Annotated in this window: 17 protein-coding genes, 3 tRNA genes and 2 pseudogenes; 12 read left to right on the top strand and 10 right to left on the bottom strand. The window is 72.7% G+C overall.

Features of this window, described 5'->3' with window-relative positions:
* The first annotated feature begins 9 nt into the window (after positions 1–9).
* A complete protein-coding gene (locus tag ACZ303_RS25560) occupies positions 10–357 on the top strand; it encodes an STAS domain-containing protein (protein ID WP_467342712.1) in 348 nt (115 codons plus the stop codon).
* Here the strand turns inward: ACZ303_RS25560 and ACZ303_RS25555 are convergent.
* Positions 354–737, bottom strand: a complete 384-nt coding sequence (locus tag ACZ303_RS25555; RefSeq protein WP_467342710.1) for an STAS domain-containing protein — start codon at positions 735–737, stop codon at positions 354–356. The two genes, ACZ303_RS25560 and ACZ303_RS25555, sit on opposite strands and share 4 nt — an antisense overlap.
* A 611-nt stretch (positions 738–1,348) precedes the next feature.
* Between ACZ303_RS25555 and ACZ303_RS25550 the strand changes: the two genes are divergently transcribed.
* From ACZ303_RS25550 to ACZ303_RS25530, 5 genes are all read left to right on the top strand, one after another.
* Positions 1,349–1,513: a hypothetical protein gene (locus tag ACZ303_RS25550; RefSeq protein WP_467342709.1), complete on the top strand. Its 165-nt coding sequence runs from the start codon at positions 1,349–1,351 to the stop codon at positions 1,511–1,513.
* A gap of 10 nt (positions 1,514–1,523) precedes the next feature.
* Complete coding sequence (locus ACZ303_RS25545; protein ID WP_467342707.1) at positions 1,524–1,817, top strand: Dabb family protein; 294 nt, start codon at positions 1,524–1,526, stop codon at positions 1,815–1,817.
* Between the two features lie 204 nt (positions 1,818–2,021).
* Positions 2,022–3,104: an RNA polymerase sigma factor SigF gene (locus ACZ303_RS25540; RefSeq protein WP_467342705.1), complete on the top strand. Its 1,083-nt coding sequence runs from the start codon at positions 2,022–2,024 to the stop codon at positions 3,102–3,104.
* 187 nt (positions 3,105–3,291) lie between these two features.
* A complete protein-coding gene (locus tag ACZ303_RS25535) occupies positions 3,292–4,125 on the top strand; it encodes an RNA polymerase sigma factor SigF (protein WP_087927110.1) in 834 nt (277 codons plus the stop codon).
* 119 nt (positions 4,126–4,244) lie between these two features.
* Positions 4,245–5,054, top strand: a complete 810-nt coding sequence (locus ACZ303_RS25530; protein ID WP_467342704.1) for a hypothetical protein — start codon at positions 4,245–4,247, stop codon at positions 5,052–5,054.
* 107 nt (positions 5,055–5,161) lie between these two features.
* On the opposite strand, the gene ACZ303_RS25525 is transcribed toward ACZ303_RS25530, so the two are convergent.
* Positions 5,162–5,386, bottom strand: a complete 225-nt coding sequence (locus tag ACZ303_RS25525) for a hypothetical protein (protein ID WP_467342702.1) — start codon at positions 5,384–5,386, stop codon at positions 5,162–5,164.
* A 213-nt stretch (positions 5,387–5,599) separates the two neighbouring features.
* Here ACZ303_RS25525 and ACZ303_RS25520 point away from each other — a divergent pair, with 213 nt between their 5' ends.
* Together ACZ303_RS25520 and ACZ303_RS25515 are read left to right on the top strand one after the other, a co-directional pair.
* The gene (locus ACZ303_RS25520) at positions 5,600–6,211 is read left to right on the top strand and encodes a MarR family winged helix-turn-helix transcriptional regulator (protein ID WP_467342700.1); all 612 of its coding nucleotides are present in this window, start codon (positions 5,600–5,602) and stop codon (positions 6,209–6,211) included.
* Positions 6,212–6,294: 83 nt separating this feature from the next.
* Positions 6,295–7,848: pseudogene (locus tag ACZ303_RS25515) on the top strand (MDR family MFS transporter); the annotation flags it as partial.
* Positions 7,849–8,037: 189 nt separating this feature from the next.
* Here ACZ303_RS25515 and ACZ303_RS25510 read toward each other — a convergent pair.
* The 3 genes and pseudogenes from ACZ303_RS25510 to ACZ303_RS25500 form a co-directional block, all read right to left on the bottom strand.
* On the bottom strand, positions 8,038–8,808 hold the full coding sequence (locus tag ACZ303_RS25510; RefSeq protein ID WP_467342699.1) for a TetR/AcrR family transcriptional regulator: 771 nt from the start codon (positions 8,806–8,808) through the stop codon (positions 8,038–8,040).
* A gap of 580 nt (positions 8,809–9,388) precedes the next feature.
* Positions 9,389–10,891, bottom strand: a complete 1,503-nt coding sequence (locus ACZ303_RS25505; RefSeq protein ID WP_467342697.1) for an MFS transporter — start codon at positions 10,889–10,891, stop codon at positions 9,389–9,391.
* 77 nt (positions 10,892–10,968) lie between these two features.
* Positions 10,969–11,301: pseudogene (locus tag ACZ303_RS25500) on the bottom strand (winged helix-turn-helix domain-containing protein); the annotation flags it as partial.
* Between the two features lie 185 nt (positions 11,302–11,486).
* Between ACZ303_RS25500 and ACZ303_RS25495 the strand changes: the two are divergent.
* Positions 11,487–12,371, top strand: coding sequence for an LLM class F420-dependent oxidoreductase (locus tag ACZ303_RS25495; RefSeq protein WP_467342696.1), 885 nt, complete (start codon positions 11,487–11,489; stop codon positions 12,369–12,371).
* A 116-nt stretch (positions 12,372–12,487) separates the two neighbouring features.
* Here the strand turns inward: ACZ303_RS25495 and ACZ303_RS25490 are convergent.
* From ACZ303_RS25490 to ACZ303_RS25480, 3 genes are all read right to left on the bottom strand, one after another.
* Positions 12,488–12,561 (bottom strand) — tRNA-Met (locus ACZ303_RS25490).
* 47 nt (positions 12,562–12,608) lie between these two features.
* Positions 12,609–12,681, bottom strand: a tRNA-Arg gene (locus ACZ303_RS25485).
* A gap of 308 nt (positions 12,682–12,989) precedes the next feature.
* Positions 12,990–13,080: transfer RNA gene (locus ACZ303_RS25480), tRNA-Ser, on the bottom strand.
* A 264-nt stretch (positions 13,081–13,344) separates the two neighbouring features.
* Between ACZ303_RS25480 and ACZ303_RS25475 the strand changes: the two genes are divergently transcribed.
* Positions 13,345–13,800, top strand: coding sequence for an SSI family serine proteinase inhibitor (locus tag ACZ303_RS25475; RefSeq protein WP_467342695.1), 456 nt, complete (start codon positions 13,345–13,347; stop codon positions 13,798–13,800).
* A gap of 201 nt (positions 13,801–14,001) precedes the next feature.
* Positions 14,002–19,173: a PAS domain-containing protein gene (locus tag ACZ303_RS25470; RefSeq protein ID WP_467342694.1), complete on the top strand. Its 5,172-nt coding sequence runs from the start codon at positions 14,002–14,004 to the stop codon at positions 19,171–19,173.
* A 16-nt stretch (positions 19,174–19,189) separates the two neighbouring features.
* Here the strand turns inward: ACZ303_RS25470 and ACZ303_RS25465 are convergent, their stop codons facing one another.
* A complete protein-coding gene (locus ACZ303_RS25465; RefSeq protein WP_467342692.1) occupies positions 19,190–19,600 on the bottom strand; it encodes a PPOX class F420-dependent oxidoreductase in 411 nt (136 codons plus the stop codon).
* Positions 19,601–19,682: 82 nt separating this feature from the next.
* Positions 19,683–20,282 (bottom strand): TetR/AcrR family transcriptional regulator, encoded by a 600-nt coding sequence (locus tag ACZ303_RS25460; RefSeq protein WP_467342690.1) that lies wholly within the window; start codon positions 20,280–20,282, stop codon positions 19,683–19,685.
* Between the two features lie 107 nt (positions 20,283–20,389).
* Between ACZ303_RS25460 and ACZ303_RS25455 the strand changes: the two genes are divergently transcribed.
* Entirely contained in the window at positions 20,390–21,634 is a 1,245-nt protein-coding gene (locus tag ACZ303_RS25455; RefSeq protein WP_467342688.1) for an MFS transporter, read from the top strand.
* Positions 21,635–21,884: the final 250 nt, after the last annotated feature.

The following is a 21,884-nucleotide window of genomic DNA, read 5'->3' as shown; positions in this document are numbered from 1 at the left end:
GAGGACCTCATGAAGGTGCCCACCCGCATCATGTCCGTCCACTGCGTGGTGACCTTCCCCGACGTGGTCGACATCGAGAACGCGCCCGCCATGCGCGACGCGCTGCGCACCGTCATTCACGCGCACGGCGACGACTGCCGGGCGCTGGTCGCCGACCTCTCCGCGTCCCGCTTCGCGACGGCGACCGCGCTGTCCGTGCTGGTCGAGGCCAGAAATCTCGCGCGGACCAAGGGAATGGCCCTGTACGTGGTGGCCTCGGCACCCCTGACGAGGAAGGTCTTCACACTGACGGGGCTGCGTGAGGTCATGCCCCTCTACCGCAGCCTCGACGAAGTGCCCCAGCCCTCGCTGGGCTAGGCCGGCACGCTCCCGTCCTGCGGTCCCGCCTCGTCGGCCCGCACGCCCGGAACGTCCTCCACGAAGGTGAAACCGCCCTCCACACCGGCGATCCGCATGACCCTGGACACCCGCGGCTCACCCCGCACGAGCCTCAGCCGCCCACCGCGGGAGATCACCCGGTGCCGCGCCCTCAGCAACATCCGCAGCCCACTCGCGTCCAGAAAGGTCACCCGCCGGAGATCGATGACGATATCCGCCCGGAACCTCTCCGTCAGCGTGTCCATGCGCGGACCGAGCATCTGGTCCGCCAAAATATCTATTTCCCCGAGCAGTTCAATGATGATCGCACCGCATGCCACCCGCTCCCGCATGGCAAAGGCGGGCTCGTCCGCGCCCATGTAGTCCCTCACCGACCTCCCTCGACCGCATATGCCGTCCACCTTTCTGGTGCCCCGGCAGTACGTGAATCTCACCTTCGTCGCAAAGCTGTGATCGCGCCTGCCGCGGAAGGGGCGGCGTAGGCCGTCCGGCGGTGCGGCGACGGAGCGCTCGGAGCACTGAGGGGCTCAGGCGCGTCGCGAGGGGAAATGGTGCGCGCGGGGCGGGGTGGGAGGCGCGCGGGCGGGCGCTGAGGCCCGCGGGGCGCGCGGTGGGGAACGGCGGAACGGGGGAAGCGGTATCGGGGGGACAACCGCTTCCCCCGACGAGGACACGCCTCCAAGTACGGGCCGCAGTCGGGGGGAAGTCGCGGCCCGGACCCCGCAGAGAGGTCATGTCCCTGGCCCGCGGATTCCTGCCAGAGCCGCGGGCCACGCCTCCATCCTGCGCCCCGGGTGGAGCGCCACTCGCGGCCGAAGGGCCCACCTTGCCGGGCCTTTGGTCCTTAAAGATGCCGTGAGGACCGGCCCGGCCGCCGGTACCCCGCCAGCATTTCGGCCATATGTGCGGTTAGACTCTCGCGACCGCAGCGACCGTCGAGGCATGGGGACAACAGGGGAGGCCGCGCGCCGTGGCACAGGCGAAGAAGATCGCGATCTACGCCGTCAGCATCTTTGTGGCATACACGATCATCCACTCCCCCGCCCGGTCGGCCGAGCTCGTCCAGATAGGGTTCGAGGGCATCTCGGACGCTGCCAAGAGCATCGGCGAGTTCATGACCCAGCTGATCAACTGAGGGCAGACCCGTGATCCGTCACCTCGTCCTGTTCAAGCTCAACGAGGGCGTCGACCGCGACGACCCCCGCGTCGTCGCCGGCGCCCAGGCGTTCGAGAAGCTCGGCGGCGCCATCCCCGAGCTGCGGTTCTGGGAGTGCGCCTGGAACATCTCGGACCGGCCGATCGCCTACGACTTCGCCATCAACTCCGCCGTCGAGGACACCGCCGCCCTCCAGCGCTACCTCGATCACCCGGCTCACCAGGCCGGTGTCGCGCAGTGGCGTGAATTCGCCACATGGGTGATCGCCGACTACCCGTTCTGAGCGGCTTCCGGATCACCTCCGGACCACCCCCGAACCCCCGTCGACCCCCTCTGCAACACCAGTCACAGCAGGCCCTTCGCCACCTCCGCGAAGGGCCTGTTTTGCGTCAACACGGTGTGATGCGGTGCTTGCACACAGTGCACATGTCTTGTGATGCTATGACCGCTTTTGCCGGATGAGTTGACCGTGAAGGGTGGCGTGACCGTGTCGGCCCGTACCGTCCCCGAAGCCACTCCCGAAGCCACCTCCGAGACCTCCGCCGAAACCGTTCCCCGCTCGGCCCTCCCGGCTGACCCGGCCGACCCGGCCGCCCCCGCGCCCGGCCGCGCGTCGGCCCCCAGGACCGCCCCGGGGCCCGCACGGACGGATTCCCCGGACGCCGCCGCGGAAGCGGCGGACACCCCCGCGGACGGCCCCGCGGCCCCCGCAGCCCCCGCGGCCCCCGCGGCCCCCGCCGAGCCCACTGGCGCCGCCGCCTCCGACGAGCGCGAGCACGAACACGAGGCCGAACACCACCCCAGAAGCCGCGGCGCGGACGCCAGGGCGCTCACCCAGGTCCTCTTCAAGGAGTTCGTCACCCTGGAGCCCGGCACCCCCGAGCACACGCGTGTACGGGCCGCCCTGATCGAGGCCAACCTCCCCCTCGTCCGCTACGCCGCCGCCCGCTTCCGCAGCCGCAACGAACCCATGGAAGACGTGGTCCAGGTCGGCACCATCGGCCTCATCAACGCCATCGACCGCTTCGACCCCGACCGCGGGGTGCAGTTCCCGACCTTCGCCATGCCCACCGTGGTCGGCGAGATCAAGCGCTACTTCCGCGACAACGTCCGCACCGTCCACGTCCCGCGCCGCCTCCACGAGCTGTGGGTCCAGGTCAACGGCGCCAGCGAGGACCTCACCGTGCTGCACGGCCGGACGCCGACCACCGCCGAGATCGCCGAGCGGCTGCGGATCCCCGAGGAGGAGGTGCTGGCCTGCATCGAGGCCGGCCGTTCCTACCACGCGACCTCACTGGAGGCCGCCCAGGAGGGCGACGGACTGCCGGGCCTGCTGGACCGGCTCGGCTACGAGGACCCGGCACTCGCCGGGGTCGAGCACCGGGATCTCGTGCGCCACCTGCTCGTACAACTGCCGGAGCGCGAACAGCGCATTCTGCTGCTGCGCTACTACAGCAACCTGACGCAGTCGCAGATCAGCGCCGAGCTGGGCGTCTCCCAGATGCACGTGTCCCGGCTGCTGTCCCGCAGCTTCGCCCGGCTGCGTTCCGCAAATCGAATCGATGCGTAATCCTCTAGGGTGACGGGCCCTGATGTCAGCGGGCAGATATGTCGACTTGACGCTACAGCGTGTTGCCGACATGTGACATTCTGCTGGAACTGCGTTTGCCACAGCCCGGCCTCCGGTATTCAGGTGGAGGCTGAACCCCTCGCACGAGGGTGCTGCTGTGACCCGTCCGCGACCTCAAGGGGGTGGCATGTCCGTAGACCTGGGCAGCGCGAAGGTGCTCGCCAATGACGCACCGCACGCCGTGCTCGACGACTGCGAAGCCATCGACACCCGCACCCTCTCCCGCTCGCTCTTCCTGCGGCTCGCCGCGCTCGACAGGGACAGCGCGGAGCGTACGTACGTCCGCGACACCCTCATCGAGCTGAACCTCCCCCTCGTGCGGTACGCCGCGGCCCGCTTCCGCAGCCGCAACGAACCGATGGAGGACATCGTCCAGGTCGGCACGATCGGCCTGATCAAGGCGATCGACCGGTTCGACTGCGAACGGGGGGTGGAGTTCCCGACCTTCGCCATGCCGACCGTGGTCGGGGAGATCAAGCGGTTCTTCCGCGACACCAGTTGGTCCGTGCGGGTGCCGCGCCGGCTCCAGGAGCTCCGGCTGGCCCTGACGAAGGCCAGCGACGAGCTCGCCCAGAAGCTCGATCGTTCGCCGACCGTCCCCGAACTGGCCCTGTGCCTGGGCGTCTCGGAGGACGACGTGGTCGACGGGCTGGCGGTGGGCAACGCCTATACGGCCAGCTCGCTGGACTCCCCCTCGCCCGAGGACGACGGCGGCGAGGGCTCCCTCGCGGACCGGCTCGGATATGAGGACAGCGCGCTGGAGGGCGTGGAGTACCGCGAGTCGCTCAAGCCGCTGCTGGCCAAGCTCCCGCCGCGCGAGCGACAGATCATCATGCTGCGCTTCTTCGCCAATATGACGCAGTCGCAGATCGGCGAGGAGGTCGGCATCTCCCAGATGCACGTCTCCCGGCTGCTGACGCGGACGCTGTCACAGCTTCGGGAGGGCCTGATCGCCGACTGAGGCGACACGGCCCCACGGCGGTACGAGCGGGCCGGGCCGGACCGACACGGGGGCCGCGCCCACGACCGTATCCCCGCCGGGATATGTACACCTGACGAGCCGTCAGCCACACTGGGCCGATGCGACGGAAGACGATCGTCTCCGCCTCCGCCACCGCCGGAGCCGCCGCACTCGCCCTGGGGGCGCTGCTCTCGGGTTGCGGCGGAAGCGACCGCGAGGGCTATGTCGCGACGGGGGCCGCCGGACCCGGCTCGTCCCGCTCGGTGGACGGGGCCGTGCCACCGAAGGGTGGCGTGGAACTGCTCCCGCTGGACGGCGACCGCTCCGGACCGTCAGGGTCCGCATCGAGCTCCGCGTCCGACGCGCCCTCCGCGAACGCGTCCACGCGGCAACCCTCCCCCGACCCCTCGAAGACCTCTTCGAACCCCCCGCCACGCCCCTCGGGACCGCCGAAGGACTCCGCGGGCCGCACCGGTCCGGCCCGGCGCGCACCCGGGCACTCCGGCGGTACGGGCGGCGGCTCCGCACCCTCCGGGCCGCGGCACTCCGACCCGAGCGGCGACGACAAGCCGTCGCACCCCTCGGGCCCCTCGCCGTCCGACGGGGCCGGTACCCCGGCCCGGCCGGCGAAGATCGACGTCGGCACGCCACACCGGACACCCGGCGAGTGGCCCTGGTGCGAGAAGGTCACCGTCTCCTTCACCAACACCGGCGACCGCCCGGCGACCACCGGCACCGTCACCTTCGGCACCCACGTCATCGGCGCGCTCGGCACCGACTGGGCGACCGTCACCTCCACCCGCCCGCTCCCCGCGCCGATCGACCCGGGAAAGACGGTGGAGAAGACCTGGACGGTGTGTGTCGACATCTGGCGCGTACCGCTGGGCATGCACATCGAGACGCGGGACGTCACGGCCACGGGGTCGTGAGGGACGCGACGCGGACCCGTACGTTCCAGCCGACGAAGGACCGGAACCTACGGGATCTGGCCTCCATAAAGGCCTCCATAAAGGAAGGAACCGCGGGAGGCGGAACGTCAGGCGAGCGCCAGCCACACCACGGCCGCGATCACCGCGATCGCGACGACCACTCCGACGATCACGCCGACCCGCGGCCCGGAAGAACCGGCGGGAGCGGCCGGCGCGGCCGGCGCCGCGGCGCGGCGGCCGGGCGTGCCCTCGTCGACGAAGGCGCGGAACATCTGGGTGCTGCCCGCGGGGTCGTAGTTGCCCTCGGGGTTCTGCTGATGCGGGTTGGCCATAGGCCAGGACCCTAGCGAAGCGGGCGTGCACCCCGCTCGCCGGGCCACCCCTGCCGCCGGAATCCGGCGGCACACCCTCCGACCTGCTGCTTTACACGCTGCCGGAGAGCCCTTGAGGTTTCCTTTACCCGGAAAGGGACGATTTCGTTTGCCTTCAGCAACCAATCACTGCTTCTATGGTTGCCCTAAGCAACCGAAGCTGGAGGTGTCGGCGTGGCCGCGCAGGAGCAGTACGAGGAGCTCGGCCGACAGCTCGGCGCCGTGGCCGCCGTCCGGCGCGACCTCGGCCGGCTGCTGCCCCCGGAGTGCTCGCCCGCGTCGGCCATCCTGCTGGCGCTGCTACGGCAGAACGGTGAGATGCGCATGGGCAAGCTGGCCGAACTGCTCGCCATCGACATGTCGGTGACGAGTCGTCATGTCGCGTACGCCGCCGAGCGCGGCTGGCTGGAGCGGCATCCGGACCCCGCCGACAAACGGTCGCGGCTGCTGAGCATCAGCCCCAGCGGCGAGGAGCTGCTGGCGGAGGTGTCCGCCCGCTACACCCAGGCGCTCGCCGTCTGCCTCAAGGACTGGTCCGACGACGACGTCGGCCGGCTGAACGAGTTGCTGGCGCGGTTGCGCGAGAGCTTCGGCGACTGCCGGGCCCGCGCACCCCAGCACGCTCCGCACCAGGAGCGCGCCGACCGTGCGGCGGCCCCACCCGCCCGTACACCGGTCACCGCGCCGGCCCGTACGGCGACTCGTACGCCGGTCAGTGCGTCGATCCGTACCCCGGCCCGTACGTCGGTCCGGGAAACCATCCCCTACCAGGAGATACAGGAGTAACGAACTCAATGGCTATGACCACACCCGCCGGTGTAGGGGGCGGCCACGCCAAGCACGGAGGCCACGCCGGCTCCGACGCCCCCATGACGCACCGGCAGATCATGGAGGCGCTGTCCGGGCTGCTGCTGGGCATGTTCGTGGCGATCCTGTCCTCGACGATCGTCTCCAACGCCCTGCCCGAGATCATCTCCGACCTCCACGGCAGCCAGTCCTCCTACACCTGGGTCGTCACGGCCTCGCTGCTGGCGATGACCGCGTCCACCCCGCTCTGGGGCAAGCTCTCCGACCTGTTCAGCAAGAAGCTGCTGGTCCAGATAGCCCTGGTCATCTACGTCGCGGGTTCCGCCGCGGCCGGTCTCTCGCAGAACAGCGGCATGCTGATCGCCTGCCGTGCCGTCCAGGGCATCGGCGTCGGCGGCCTGTCGGCCCTCGCCCAGATCGTCATGGCCGCGATGATCTCCCCGCGTGAGCGCGGGCGTTACAGCGGTTACCTGGGTGCGACCTTCGCCGTCGCGACCGTCGGCGGCCCGCTGCTCGGCGGTGTCATCACGGACACCAGCTGGCTGGGCTGGCGCTGGTGCTTCTACGTCGGCGTGCCGTTCGCGGTCATCGCGCTGATCGTGCTGCAGAAGACCCTGAAGCTGCCCGTGGTGAAGCGGGACGTCAAGGTCGACTGGCTGGGCGCGTTCTTCATCAGCGCCGCCGTGACCCTGCTGCTGGTCTGGGTGACCCTGGCCGGCAAGAACTACGACTGGATCTCCTGGCAGACCTACGTCATGGTCGCCGGCTCGATCGTGCTCGGTGCGATCTTCGTCTTCGTCGAGTCCAAGGCGTCGGAGCCGATCATTCCGCTGCGGCTGTTCCGCAACAAGACGATCACCCTCGCCTCCGCCGCGAGCCTCTTCGTCGGCATCGCGATGTTCAGCGGCACCGTCTTCTTCTCGCAGTACTTCCAGCTCGCCCGTGGTGAGTCGCCGACGATGTCCGGCGTGATGACGATCCCGATGATCGGCGGTCTGTTCATCTCCTCCACCGTCTCCGGTCAGGTCATCACCAAGACCGGTCGCTGGAAGGCGTGGCTGGTCTCCGGTGGCGTCCTGCTCACGGCGGGCCTGGGGCTGCTGGGCACCATGCGCTACGACACCCCGTACTGGCACCTGGCCCTGTACATGGCGCTCGTGGGCCTCGGCCTCGGCATGATGATGCAGAACCTCGTGCTCGCCACGCAGAACCAGGTCGCCCCGCAGGACCTCGGCGCCGCCAGCTCCGTCGTCACCTTCTTCCGCTCCCTCGGTGGCGCGGTGGGTGTCTCGGCGCTCGGCGCGGTGCTCGGCAACCGGGTCACGGACTACGTCAAGGACGGCATGGCCGCGCTCGGCCCGAAGGCCGCCGGGGCGATGCAGGGGGGCGGTGGCGGCGGTGGCATCCCGCAGCTGGACAAGCTGCCGCCCCCGATCCGCACGGTGATCGAGAGCGCCTACGGGCACGGTGTCGGCGATGTGTTCCTCTACACCGCCCCGACCGCGCTGCTGGCCTTCATCATCACGCTGTTCATCAAGGAGGTCACGCTGAAGGGCCGCACCGGCGCCCCGGCCGCCTCCGATCAGGCGTCGGCCCCGGCCGACGCGGCGCCGGCCCGGCAGGCCGGCTGACAGACCCCGTCGGACGGGTGCGCGCTACGAGCGGAGACGCGCACCCGGACGGCGGCCCCGGGAGCGGAACGGCAAAGGAAGTTCCCGGGACAACGGCCCCGGTGGCGGTGCGCACAAAGGCAGGGGACGGCCTGCGCGCCACCACCGGGGCCGACGCGTGTCCGGGGCCGGGGATCAGCTCGCGGTCCGGTCCCGCATGGCCTCGATGCCGGCGATCACGGTGTCGAGGGCGAAGGTGAAGTCCCGCTCCAGGCTCTCGGAGACGGTCTCGCTCCGCCGGTCCTCGATCAACTCGGCCATGTCCTGATAGGTCTCGGCGAAACCCTCGTCGTTCACGAGCGCGCCCAGGACCCGCTGGTGGTAGGCGTCCATGCTCTCGCCGGTCGCCCGGCAGCGCTCCTGGTGCAGCGCCTCGATCGTGCTGAAGCCGTAGACGAACTGGAAGAGGGCCGCCAGCGCGCCGCCCACGCCCTCCTTCGCGATGCCGCTGCGCTGCACCACGGCCAGGGCGGCCTCGGAGAATTCCAGGGACCGGGGGCCGACGTTCAGATAGCGGCCGACCAGCTGCGCGACCCACGGGTGGGTGACGAGCCCCTTGCGGTACTCCAGGGCGAGTTGGCGCAGCTGGGCGCGCCAGTCCACGGTCTCGTCGGTCACGTCGGGGAGGACCATCTCGCCGCTGACCCGGTCGAGGGCGAATTCGAGGAGGTCGTCCTTGGTGTCGACGTACCAATAGACGGACATCGCGGTCACACCGAGATCGGCGGCCAGCCGCCGCATGGAGAACTTCGCGAGCCCGTCGGCGTCGAGCAGCCGCACGGTGGCGGCGACGATGCGCTCCAGATCGAGCGACCCCCCGTCCCCCTCACCCTTCCGCCTGGCGCCCCCGGCCTTCCCCCCCAGCCACACACTCGCCTCGGGCCGCCCCACGCGACTCCCACCCACGATGTCTCCTCACGGCTGCTGGTACCCGAATGCTAGGCCCTTGCCGGGCATCTCAGAGTTGCCCCGGACGCCCCCGACCGTGGCCGGTCGCCCCGCCACCCGTCCCTGCCCGGGGCCACCCCCGGCGGGACGAAGCCCGCCACTTCATCCCGCCGCAACGGCGGGAAGCCGCACGGCGCGACCCGGCGGTGCCCAACCGCCCGAAGCCGTGCCCACCGGCACCGCCAGCTCGGCACCGCCGAAATCCGCCACCGTGGCGACCCACCGCTGCGGCGGAAAGACTTCCCCGACACGGAAGCCACCCCGCGCCCGGGGGGGCGCTACCCGGGAGGCCAACCCATGCCCGGGGGGCAACCCGCCACCCCATCCCGCCGCAACGGCGGGAACCCGCACGGCGCGGCCCGGCGGTGCCCAACCCAGCGGACCCCCGGGGCGCCCACGCCGCGAGTACCCCCGTACCCCGCGCCGCAGGCAACCCCGTACAGCCCGCCGCAGGCGACCCCGCGCCGCAGGCAACCCATACGGCCCGCCGCCAGGCGACCCGCGCCACAGGCAAACCCGTACCGCCCGCCGCAGGCGACTACGCAACCCGCTCCGCCCTCCGCAGCAGCACCGCCGCCAGCGCGCCTCCCGCCAGTACCGCCGCCGCGCCCACCAGCTGGCTGGACTGGACGCCGGAGGCGAACGCGTCGGCGATCGCCGTGCGGTCGGTCGTCGTGCGGGCGTGGGAGAGGGCCTCCGGCAGGGACCCCGCGCCGGCGGCCACCGCGGGGAGGAGTGCCGCGAAGCGGGAGTTGAGGACGGCGCCCAGGACCGCGACGCCCAGACCGTTGCCGCACTCCTGGAGCGTGCCGTTGACGCCCGCGCCGACGCCCGCCTTCTCCGGCGGGATCGCGGACATGATCGACGTGGCCATCGCGGGCATCGCGAGCGCGATGCCGATGCCCATCAGCACCAGCCCCACCAGCATCCCGCCGTACCCGTCCGCGCCCAGCACCGCGATCGCCGCCAGCCCCGCGGCCAGCAGGCCCATGCCGCCCGCGATCGCGACCGGCGTGCCCACCTTCGGCAGCAGCCGCGCGCCCACCCCCGTGAGGTTGAGGACGACGATCACCAGCGCCAGCGGCGACATCCGCAGACCCGTCTGCAAGGGGTCGTAGCCGAGCACCAGTTGCAGGTGCTGTGTCAGCAGGAAGAAGGAGCCGCCCATCCCGAACGCCACCAGAATGGATCCCGAGACCGCCCCCACGAAGCGGCGGTTACGGAAGAAGTGCATGTCCAGCATCGGGAACGGCACCCGGCGCTCCCACACCGCGAACGCGGCCAGCACCAGCGCCCCCACCCCGGCCGGCACCAGCACCCGCGCCGACGTCCAGCCGTGTTCCGGCCCCGAGATGATCGCGAAGGTGACCCCCGTCATCCCGACCGTGGACAGCAGCGCGCCGAGCAGGTCGGGCCGGTCCCCGGTCGGGTTCTTCGACTCCGGTACGAGCTTGAGCACGGCCACCAGCCCGAGCAGCGCCACCGGCACATTGATCAGGAAGATCGACCCCCACCAGAAGTGGTTGAGCAGCGCGCCACCGATCAGCGGCCCGGCGGCGAAGCCGAGCGAGCTCACCGCACCCCACAGCCCGATCGCCTTCGTGCGCTCGTCCGCGTCGAAGACCTGCACGATCACGGCCAGCGTCGTGGTCATCAGCAGCGCACCGCCGACGCCCATCCCCGCCCGCGCGGCGATCAGCTGACCGGTGGTCTCGGATATCGCCGCGGCGAACGAGCCCAGCCCGAACAGCGCGAGCCCGACCGCGAGCATCTTCTTGCGCCCGTACCGGTCGGCGGCGCTGCCGGCGGTGAGCAGCAGTCCCGCCTGGACCAGCGAATAGGCGTTGATCATCCACTGGATGTCGGAGGTCGCGGCGCCCATCTCCTCCGTGAGGGACGGGATCGCGACGGTCAGCACGGTGTTGTCGAGCAGCACGGTCAGCTGCGCGAGGCAGATGACGCCCAGGACCACCCAGCGGGTGGGGTTCCGCTGAGGTTGCTCCTCAACGGCGGAATCCGGTGTGTCGGCGGTCGTGGACATGCGGGGTCCCCCTTGTACGGTGTACGACGGTCACGCGCCGTACACCGTACAAGAGCAGCTCTACGCCGTACAAGGCTTTATTTCGGCCGACCCCCCGGCGGCACCGAAGAGGCTTCCGCCCGGATGAGATAGCCCGCGCCCCGCCGCGTGTGGATCAGCGGCTCCCGCCCGGCGTCGATCTTCCGCCGCAGGTAGGAGATGTAGAGCTCGACGACGTTGGCCCGCCCGCCGAAGCCCCGGTCCCAGACGCGGTCGAGGATGAGCGACTTGCTCAGCACCCGGCACGGGTTGCGCATCAGGAACCGCAGCAGCTCGAACTCCGTGCCCGTCAGCCGGATCTCCGCACCGCCCCGCGACACCTCGCGGCCGATCTCGTCCAGCACCAGATCCCCCACGACCAGCACCGAGCCCCCGCCCGGCACCGCGCCGCGGGCCCGGCGCCGCGGTTCGACGCACGTACGGACAGCGAGTGAGGAGGTCATGCCATGAGCGTGGGCGCGGCGGCTGAGAGGGGGCTTACGGCCACCTTTGAGTCCCCTGAGAATCCCGCGCCACCAGAGGGAATACCGGAAAGTGATCTTGAGTTGACCTGCGCATGGCACACACCACAGACCTTGGCAGAATCGGCATCTGGAGCGCCGCGCTCCGGGCGGACGACCCGACGAAGTTCGGTGAGGTACGCGATGCCGTGGCCGAATTGGACGGGCTGGGCTACGGCACCCTGTGGCTCGGAGGCAACGCCCGGGTCTCCGAGGCGGCACGGCTGCTGGAGGTCACGGACCGGGTGGCCGTGGGCACCAGCATCCTCTCCATCTGGCAGCACACCGCCGCCGACGTCGCCGCCGAGTACGCCGCCCTCGCCCCCGGCCGCCGGGAGCGCTTCGTCCTCGGCCTGGGTGTGAGCCATGGCCACATGGTCGACGGCTACACCAAGCCGTACTCCGCGATGAAGGACTACCTGGAGGCGCTGGACGCCGCCCCCGTGCCGGTGCCCGCCGGGCAGCGCATGCTGGCCGCCCTCGGGCCGAAGATGGTGCGACTCGCCCGCGACCGCGCGGCGGGCGCCCTGCCGTATCTCGTCACGGCCGAGCACACCGCCCGGGCCCGCGAGGCCCTGGGCGGGGACGCGCTGCTCGCGCCCGAGCTGAAGGTCGTGCTCGACACCGACCCGGCCCGCGCCCGCGAGACCGCCCGCGCCTACCTGGCGTTCTACCTGCCCATGCCCAACTACACCAACAACCTCCTGCGCCTCGGCTTCACCGAGCAGGACTTCGAGGGCAACGGCAGCGACCGGCTGCTGGACGCGGTCTTCGCCCTCGGCGACACCGACGCCGTGCGGGCCCGCGTGGACGAGTTCCTGGCGGCCGGCGCCGACCACCTCGCCCTCCAGGTCGTGCTGCCCGAGTCCGAGGGCGGGTTCGGCGCCCTGCCGCGCGCCGAGTGGCGCGCCCTGGCGGAGGCACTGCCGCTGAACGGCTGATGTCCCACCCCGGGGCCCGAGAGGGCCCCGGGAACACCCCCGGACCCGGCAGCACCACCGATCCCGGGAACGACACAGGCCCGGCACTCTTTCGAGTGCCGGGCCTGTGTACTGAGTAGCGGGGACAGGATTTGAACCTGCGACCTCTGGGTTATGAGCCCAGCGAGCTACCGAGCTGCTCCACCCCGCGACGGTCGAGAAGTCGAATCCTGTGAAGGATTACCAACCACTCGGCTGTGCGCTCGGCAGGATTCGAACCTGCAACCTCTTGATCCGTAGTCAAGTGCTCTATCCGTTAAGCTACGAGCGCTCGGCTTCCCGGCGGTTTTTCTTGCCGGTCGGCGTTGCGTGGACAACATTACATGAACTCCGCCGGGACACGAAATCCATTAGCCGCACCCGCACTGACCTGCGAAAACGCCGTTTCGGCAGGCTCTGGAGAAGATCGCGGAGCGCTCTCCGGAAGAGACCCGCGCAAGCTCGGCCGGCACTCCGGAAGAGGCCCGGCAGAGATCCGGGACAGATCCGGAAGGACTCCGCGACGCGCGCCACCCGCCCCCGCCCCCACCATGCGAAAAGCCCCGGTCGTCATGTGACGACCGGGGCTTCCGGCACCTGCGGAGGCGGAGGGATTTGAACCCTCGATGGGTTTTAAGACCCAAACCGCATTAGCAGTGCGGCGCCATAGACCGGACTAGGCGACGCCTCCAGCTCACTCACGCATGCGCGAGTGGTGCGTGCAGATGATGACACAGCCTTGCGGCCCGCCACCAATCGCTCCCTACGGTACCGGGCTTTCACCGCGTGGAGCAAAGACGTTTCCGGCGCGCAACGCGTTGCCGTCCGACGCGTTAGACGGGTGAAGGGTCCGTCCGGCCCCTCCCGGCCCCCGGGCCGCCCCTTCCACCCCGCCTCTCGCGCCTCACCCCGGACTCGTCCGGGCTCGCCCGACCGCGTCTCCAGGAGTTCCCCCATGTCGCTCCGCCGCCTCGCCCTCGCCGCCCTCGTGCCGGCCCTCGCCGTGCTCGCCGCCCCCGTCGCCTCGGCGGCCCCGCTCCCCCTGCCGCTCCCGCTGCCGCTCCCGCACCGCGACGCCGACCACCTCACGGTCACCGTCGGCGACAGCGGCGCCTTCGACGGCACGTACGAGCTGTACTGCCACCCCACCCGCGGCACCCACCCGCTCGCCGGCGACGCGTGCGCGCAGCTCGACGGGCAGGAGCGGTGGGGCCAGGAGCTCTTCGCGCCCGTACCGAAGGGGCAGATGTGCACGATGATCTACGGCGGTCCGGATGTCGCACACGTCGAAGGCACCTGGGCGGGCCGGCCGGTCAAGGCCGACTTCAACCGGCGGAACGGGTGCGAAATCGCCCGTTGGAACCGGTTTTCGAGCCTGTTCGGCAATCAGGAGAGCTCACCCAAGGGCTGACACGAGAGGCATGTCCGGCCTTGCGGCGGGACGCCCCGGAGCGGCCACCGACGCGCCTCGCCGCACGCGTCGTCCGCCGTCGCGCCCACCCCGACAGCCCGTAGACTTCCCTTCAGTGACACGCCACGGGGTCGGCAGAACAGGACAATTCGCCGCCCGGCGCGGTCGGCAAGGTGCGGTAACCAGGGAGGAAGCGTCGTCGTGAGCAGCAGGCCATCCCGAGGCGCTGCTCGCCTCGCAGCCATACTCGACGCCCTCCCCGACGCCCTGTTGCTCGTCAACTGCAACGGCACGGTCGTCAACGCCAACCACATAGCGCTGGAGACCTTCGAGGTGCCCGGCACCGGTCTCGTCGGCCGCGGACTGCTCTCGCTGCTCCCGGACTTCGACTCCCGGCGCATCCCCGGCTCGATGCGGCTCCCGGACAGCGACGACGGGCGCACCAAGCCGACCCGGATGATGGCCCGGCGCACGGACGGCTCGGAGTTCCCCGTCGAGGTGACGAGCGCCAATCTGGAGGACGGCCGGACGCCGTACGCCGACCACTCCTCGTACACCGGTGACGAGCTGCTCATGCTCGTCGTCCGCGACCTGACCGGAACGCTCGACACCGAGGCCGAACTCGCCCGCCAGCAGCGCCAGACCGAGATGATCCTGCGCGCGGCCGCCGAGGGCGTCGTGGGCGTGGACAACGACGGCAAGGTCGTCCTCGTCAACCCCTCCGCCGCGCAGATCCTCGGCTACCGCGCCAGCGACCTCGGCGGCAAGGAGCTGCACCAGCTGATCCACCACTCCCGCCCGGACGGCACGCCCTTCCCGTACGAGGAGTCGCCCATAGCGGACACGCTGCGCTCCGGGCGCAAGCACCGGGTGCGCGGGCAGGTGCTGTGGGCGAAGGACGGGCGTCCGGTGCCCGTCGACCTGACGACCGCGCCCGTGCGCGACGGCGACCAGCTCGTCGGCGCCGTGATGACCTTCACCGACCGCCGCTCCTACGACGCGCTGGCGGCGCGCCACGCCCAGCTGCTGGCCGTCCTGGAGAGCTCGCTCCGCGGCCCGCTGGAACAACTGCGCGGTGAGCTCGGCACGCTGGCCGCCGACCCGGCCGGACAGCTGTGGCCCGAGGCGAATCAGATCCTGCATCACCTTTCCGCCGGATACGCGCGGATGACGACGCTTGTCGACAATGTCCTCGCCTATCAGCGGCTGGACGCGGGCGAGGCCAAGCTCAACAAGGAACTGGTCCCGCTCGACGAGGTCGTGGCGGCCGCCGTCGAGGGCGCGGTCGAGCTGATCGGCCCCGGCCGCGCGCAGTTCGCGGTGCACGCCCCGCCGATCGAGGCGGAGGTCGACGCGGAACGGTTCGCCCAGGCGCTCGCGCACCTGATCGCGGACGTCGCGGGCGTCGACGCGACCGGCAGCACGACGTCCCCGGCGGCCGCCTCGGGCGACTCCACGATCGTCGTGGCGGCGGCCCAGCGCGGCGAGGTCGTACGGGTCGAGGTCCGCGGCCCGTTCGCGGGCGGCGACCCCGTCCACGAGCCGATCGTGCGCGGCATCGTGCGTGGTCACGGCGGTGTGCTCCAGACCCATGACCTGCCGGGCGCGGCGGGCGGCAGCGCCTACGTCCTGGAGGTGCCGGTCTCGGCGAAGGCCGGTCCGGTGACCGCGTCCGCGTCGTCGGAGCGACGGCCGGCCACGGACACGATGAGCGCGACCACGGTCATGCCGCTGCCGTCCCAGCGGGCGCGCGGCACGGCGGAGGGGGACGCCTCCACCACCACCTCGGGCGGCCGGCGGGCCAAGCGGGGCGGCGCCGCCGAGAACGAGACGGCCGGAACTCCGGGGGGCGGCGAGGACGCCGCGCCCCAGCCGCAGCCCCAGCCGACCGGTCGGCGGCGGGCCCGCCCGCGCTCCGACGAGGAGCCCGCGGACACCGCTGGGCGGGTGCCGGCACAGGGCACGGCCGCGCCCACGGGTCGCCGCGCACGGCGGGAACAGCCCGCGGAGGCGCCGCGCGCGGCGTTCGCACTGCCGCCGGCGGAGGCCGACCGCACACCCGAATCGGACCTCCCGGCGGACCTCGGCCCGGCGGCCGCCCCCACGGGCCGCCGCGCCCGCCGCGCCCTGGCGGAGGCCACGGAACTCCCGATCCCGGGCCAGTCCCAAGCCGGACCGAACGTCCCGCGCGCCGCGTTCGCCCTGCCCCCGGCCGACGCCGACCGCGCGACTGCCGTGCCGGGCGCCCGACGCGAACAGCCGGGGACGGCGGGAGCGCCGGATGGGGACGCGGTTGGCGCGCCTGGGTTGTACGGGGCAAGTGGCTCGGATGGTTCGGGTGGCTCGGGCGGCTCTGGTACGAACGGGCCTGCGCGGCCCGGCACGACGCGGAACGGCGCGCCGGGCGACGGTGACGTCAACGGGAACGGGAGCGGGAACGGCAATCCGGTGGGTGGGCCTGGATCTGTGCCGTTCGGCGCAGGGCAGAGCCCGGACGCTGCGGGTAACCCGGCGGGCGGACCTGGAGCCGTGCCGTTCGCGGCAGGGCAGAGCCCGGACGCTGCGGGCAACCCGGCGGGCGGACCTGGAGCCGTGCCGTTCGCGGCAGGGCAGGGCCCGGACGCTGCGGGCAACCCGGCGGGGCGGCCTGGGGGCATGCCGTTGGGCGGTCCGGGCAACCGGGGCCAGGGGCCTGGTACGCCGTCCGGCGCGGGGCAGAGCCGGGATGCCGGAGGCAATCCGGCGGGCGGACCTGGGACCGTGCCGTTCGCCGCAGGACACGGCGCGGATGCCGGAGGCAACCCGGCGGGCCGACCCGGAGGCATGCCGTTCGGCGGTCCGCACAACCGAGGCGGCCAGGGGCCCGGCACGCCGTCCGGCGCGGGGCAGGGACCGGACGCCGGAGGCAATCCGGCGGGCCGACCCGGGACCGTACCGTTCGCCGCAGGACAAGGACCGGACGCCGGGGGCAACCCGGCGGGCCGACCCGGAGGCATGCCGTTCGGCGGCCCGGACAACCGAGGCGGCCAAGGGCCCGGCACACCGGACCAGGGTCAGGAGGGACTTGTCCCCTTCGGCGCGACGCAGGGCCAGGACGCCGACGGCAACGGCAACCTCGCGGCTCGGCCCGGGGCGATGCCGTTCAACGGTCCGGGCAACCAGGGCGACCAGAGGCCCGGCACACCGAATCAGGCTCAAGGGGGACCCGTTCCCTTCGGCATGACGCAGGGTCCGGGCGCCGAAGGCAACCCGGCTGGCCGGCCTGGGGCCGCGCCGTTCGGCGGTCCGGGCGACCAGGGCAACCGAGGACCCGGCACGCCGAACCAGCCGCACGGCGGACCCGCTCCCTTCCGCGCAGCGCAAGGCGGCCCGGACGCCGGAGACCGCCCCGGATCCGTGCCGCCCGGCGGCCCCGGCAACCAGAGTGACCAGGGACCCGGCGCGCCGAACCAGCCGCACGGCGGACCCGCTCCCCTCGGCACAACGCAAGGCGGCGCGAGCGCGGGAGGCCACCCCGGAGCCACGCCGCTCGGCGGCCCCGGCAACCCGGGTGGCCACGGACCCGGCGCGCCGAACCAGGCTCCCGGCGGGCCCGCTCCCTTCGGCACGGCGCAAGGCGGCGGCCCGGACGCGGACCGCCCCGGAGTCGTACTGCCCGGCGGCCCCGGCCAAGGACCCGGCACACCGCATCAGCCGCAGGAGGGGCCCGTTCCCTTCCGTATGGCGCAAGGCCAGGGGCCCGACGGCGACCCCGCGGGCCGAGTCGCCCCGTTCAGCGGCCCGCAGGGCTCCCCGTTCACGGCCGCACACGGCCCGGCGGCAGCGGGCGGAGCACCGCGCGAGGCCGGGCCCGCGCACCCACAGGGCGCGAACGCCACCGGCAACCCGGCGGGCGGCCCCTTCGGCGGCGCGGCACCGCGCCCTCCGCAGGCGACCCCCCGCCACGTGAACGGGACGGACCGGCCGCAGGTCGGCACGGTCCCCTTCACGGGCGCCTCTTCCGACGGCACCCAGCAGGGCGTGCCGCCGTTCGACGGCGCGCAAGCGAATGCCCGTGGCGGCGCCCAGCCCGACAGCCCGGCGGGTCAGCCGGCCAACCCGAACGGCCCCGTACCCTTCGACACCCCCCAGGTCGCGGAACCCCGGCCCGGTGCCGCGCCGTTCGACGGCCCGCACCCGGCCGCCCCCGGCGCACCGAACCCCCCGCAGGGTGCGGAGGACGCGCCCACCGAACCGGCGGCCGCCACACCCGCCCCACCGACCGGGCGTCGGCGCGCCCGTCGGCCGCTCGCCGAGGAGCCCGGCGGCACGCCGCAGGGCGAGAAGGCGCGGCCCATCAGCGTGCGTACGCTCGGGCAGGGGCCCGGTGCCGGGGACACCCCGCCCGGTGGGACCGTCGTCGGTTCCGGGCGTCGGCGCAAGCTCGGCAACCCTGCGGAGGGCGAGCGCGAGGCCCGCACCACGACTCCGTCCGCCGCCCGCCCACAGCCGCTCGGCGGCAACGGCACCGGCACCGGAAACGGCACCGAAGGCCGCGCCTTCGCCATAGGAGCGCCGGACGAGGGCTCCGAGGGCCCCGAACCGCTCGACGGGCCGAACGGCGCCGTCGAGGTCATGAACGCCCCCCGGCCGCCGATGGACGACGAGCTGCCGCCGGAGCCGCTGGACAACCCCCGCAGGCTGCTGGTCTGGCCGGCGCCGGACGACTCGACGCGACAGGCGCTGACCGAGCGCGGCTACCGCCCGGTGATCGTGCACTCGCGCGAGGAGATCGACGCGCAGAGCGCCGCGTACCCGGCCGCGCTGTTCGTCGACCCGCTGACCGGCCCGATCACCCGCGCCGCGCTCCAGTCGCTGCGCGAGGCGGCCGTCGTGGCCGAGGTCCCGGTGCTGGTCACGGCCGGGCTGGGGCAGGCGACGCGGGAGGCGGCGTACGGTGCCGACCCGGCCGTACTGCTGAAGGCGCTGGCCCCCCGCGACAGCGAGATGCACCCGCCCCGCGTGCTGCTCATCGAGGAGCACGCGCCGATCGCGGATGCGCTGGCGGCGACGCTGGAGCGGCGCGGCATGCAGGTGGCGCACGCGGCGACGGACGCGGAAGCGGTGACGCTCGCGGAGCGGCTGCGGCCGAACCTCGTGGTGATGGACCTGATGCAGGTGCGGCGCCGCCGCGCGGGCATCGTCGACTGGCTGCGCGCCAACGGCCTGCTGACCCGTACGCCCCTGGTCGTCTACACCTCCGCCGGCCTGGACCCGGCACAGCTGCCCGGGCTGGTGTCCGGCGAGACGGTCCTCTTCCTCGCGGAGCGTTCGACGAGCGCGGAGGTCCAGGGCCGCATCGTGGACCTGCTGGCGAAGGTCGGCACCAACTGACCGGACGCCGTACGCCCTACGGAGCCGTCGGCGTCAGCTCGTAGTGCAGCGTCCGGTAGCGGCGCGCCCGGTGCACGGCCGGGACCAGGAGGCCGTGCAGGACGGGGTGCTTACGGACGATCAGCCGTGCCGCGTGCCGCGCCTCCTCGCCGTCGAGGAGGCGGGCGCGGCCGGTGACGGCCGGCCCGGTGGGGGCGCCGCGTACGGTGCAGGGCGCGACGGCCACCTCGGGTTCGCGGCGCAGCCGCTTGGCCTTCCAGGAGGCGTCGTACGTACGGAAGTACGCCCGGTCGCCCTCGACGACGATGTTGACCGGGGTGCCGACCGGTGTGCCGTCGCGTTTGAAGGTGGTCAGCAGCACCGTTCTCTGCTCCACGAAGGGAGCCAGCGTCACCGCCGCGGCCCGGCTGTCGAGAGGGTTGCTCATGGAAACCTCCTCCGTCCGCTCCTACTGGCGACGGTAGCGCGGCCGGGCCCGCGAGGTCGCCGGGGTCAGCGAGGTCGCCGGGTCAGCGCGGGGCGTCGGCGTCCCGCCCGGTGAGGCGGCGCGCGGCGGTACGTACGGACTCGCGCAGCCGTTCGTCGTCGGCGTCCGTCCCCCCGACGAGCAGGCGGCGGAACTGCGGCACGGCCGACGGCCAGCCGGCGAGCGCGCTGATCATGAACACGAGGTCCTGCGGCGGGAGCCGCGGATCGACCGTGCCCTTCTCCTGGGCGGCGGCGAAGGCGTCGGCCTTGGCCATGTAACTGGCCTGGCGCTCGCTCTCGTGCGGGATCTCGGCGGTGCCGTACTCCAGCCCCTCCCAGAGGAGCAGGCGCAGGAGTGCCGGGTGGGTCCGGTGGTACTCCATGAGGCGGTCGATGTAACCGTCCGGATCATCGGCGTCGACGGGGTTCGCGGCGGCGAGGTCGAGCAGGGCCCGCTGGAGGACCTGGGCGAAGAGCTCGGCCTTGTCACCGAAATAGGCGTAGATGAGCTGCTTGTTGGCCTTGGCCTCGCGGGCGATGCGGTCGATGCGCGCGCCGGCGATGCCGTGGGCGGCGAATTCGGCGGTGGCCGCCGCGAAGATGCGCGCTTTGGTGGCCTCGGGGTCCCTGACAACTGCCATGCACACAGGGTAACCAACTATTTGGTTGACAGGGTCACGCAGCTGCGATCAAACTTACAACCAACCAGTTGGTTGTAAGGGAAGCAAACAGGGGGAACACGCCACCCATGCCGTCACCCGAATCCACCGCGGTCACCGAGCTCCGACACCCGGAGGCCGGGCCCGGCACCACCACCAGCCCCGCAGGGCGGGAACCGCGAACCGGCGTCCTGCTCGCCGTCATCGCCCTCTGCACCGCCGTCACCGCCGCGAACATCTACCTCGCGGCCCCCCTCCTCGGCCTCATCGCCGAGGACTTCGGCGCCGAGCCCTCCGCCGCCGGCTGGATCGCCTCCATCGCCCAGCTCGGCTACGCGCTCGGCCTCCTCGTCTTCGCCCCGCTCGGCGACACCGCCGACCGCCGCCGGCTCGTCGGCATCCTGTGCACCGCCGCCGGTGTCGCGCTCGTGGCCGCCGCGTTCGCGCCCGGCCTGCCCGCCCTCGCCGCCGCCGTCCTGGTGGCCTGCGCCGCGACGGTCGTACCGCAGCTGCTCGTACCGCTGGTCGCCGAGCGCGCGCCCGCCGACCGGCGCGGGCGGCACGTGGCGGCGGTCGTGTCGGGCCTGTTCACCGGCATCGTCGCCGCACGCGTCCTCGGCAGCCTCGCCGGCCAGGCGTACGGCTGGCGCGCCGTCTTCCTCGGCGCGGCCGCGCTGACCGTGGCCGTCGGCCTGCTGACCGCCGTGCTGCTGCCCGCCGAGACCCGCCCGGGCGGCCGCTCGAACCCGCTCCGGAACATCGCCGGCCTGCCGAAGCTCCTCGCCTCCTCCGCCGACCTGCGCGCCGCGTGCCTGCGCCAGGGCGGGCTGTTCGGGGCATGGAGCGCCCTGTGGACGACCCTCGCGCTGCTGCTGACGGCGGACGAACCGTTCCACCTGTCCACCGGCACCGCCGGCCTCTTCGGTCTCTTCGGCCTCGTCTCGACCGCCGTCGCCCCCGTCTCCGGCGGCCTCATCGACCGGTTCGGCCCGCGCCGCGTCGTCTCCTCCGCGTATGGGCTTGCCGCCCTTTCCCTGCCCTTCTTCTGGCTGGGCGGCCGCCAGCTGTGGGCGCTGTGCGCGGCGGCGGTCCTCATCCACGCCGGGCTCATGGCCGGCCAGGTCGCCAACCAGACCCGCGCCCTGGGCGCGACGGCCAAGCCCGCGGCCGCCAACACGGCCTACGTGGTCGCCGCGTTCTTCGGCGGCTCGATCGCTTCGGCGCTGGCGGGGCCGGCGTTCGACGCGTGGGGGTGGGATGGGGTTTGCGCCATCGCTGCGCTTTGGCTTGTGATCGGCTGGGGCGGTGGCGCGGTCGTGGCGCGCCGTGCGTGACAGCTCCGCTGTGGGGTTCCCCGTTGCCGTCGTGCGGCGCGGTTTCCGCTGCGCGGGGCGGGGTCCGCTGCGCGGGGCGGGGTCCGCTGCGCGGGGCGGGGTCCGCTGCGCGGGGCGGGGTCCGCTGCGCGGGGCGGGGTCCGCTGCGCGGGGCTGTCAATGGTGCGGGGTCGGGCCTCCGCGGGCCCTATACGGGGCTGCTTCGCTTTACGCCCCGTATAGGGCCCGCTCCGACCCGCCCCCTCCCGTG

The organism is Streptomyces sp. NPDC023527 (assembly GCF_055560115.1).
This window is presented reverse-complemented; position numbering and strand designations above follow the sequence as displayed.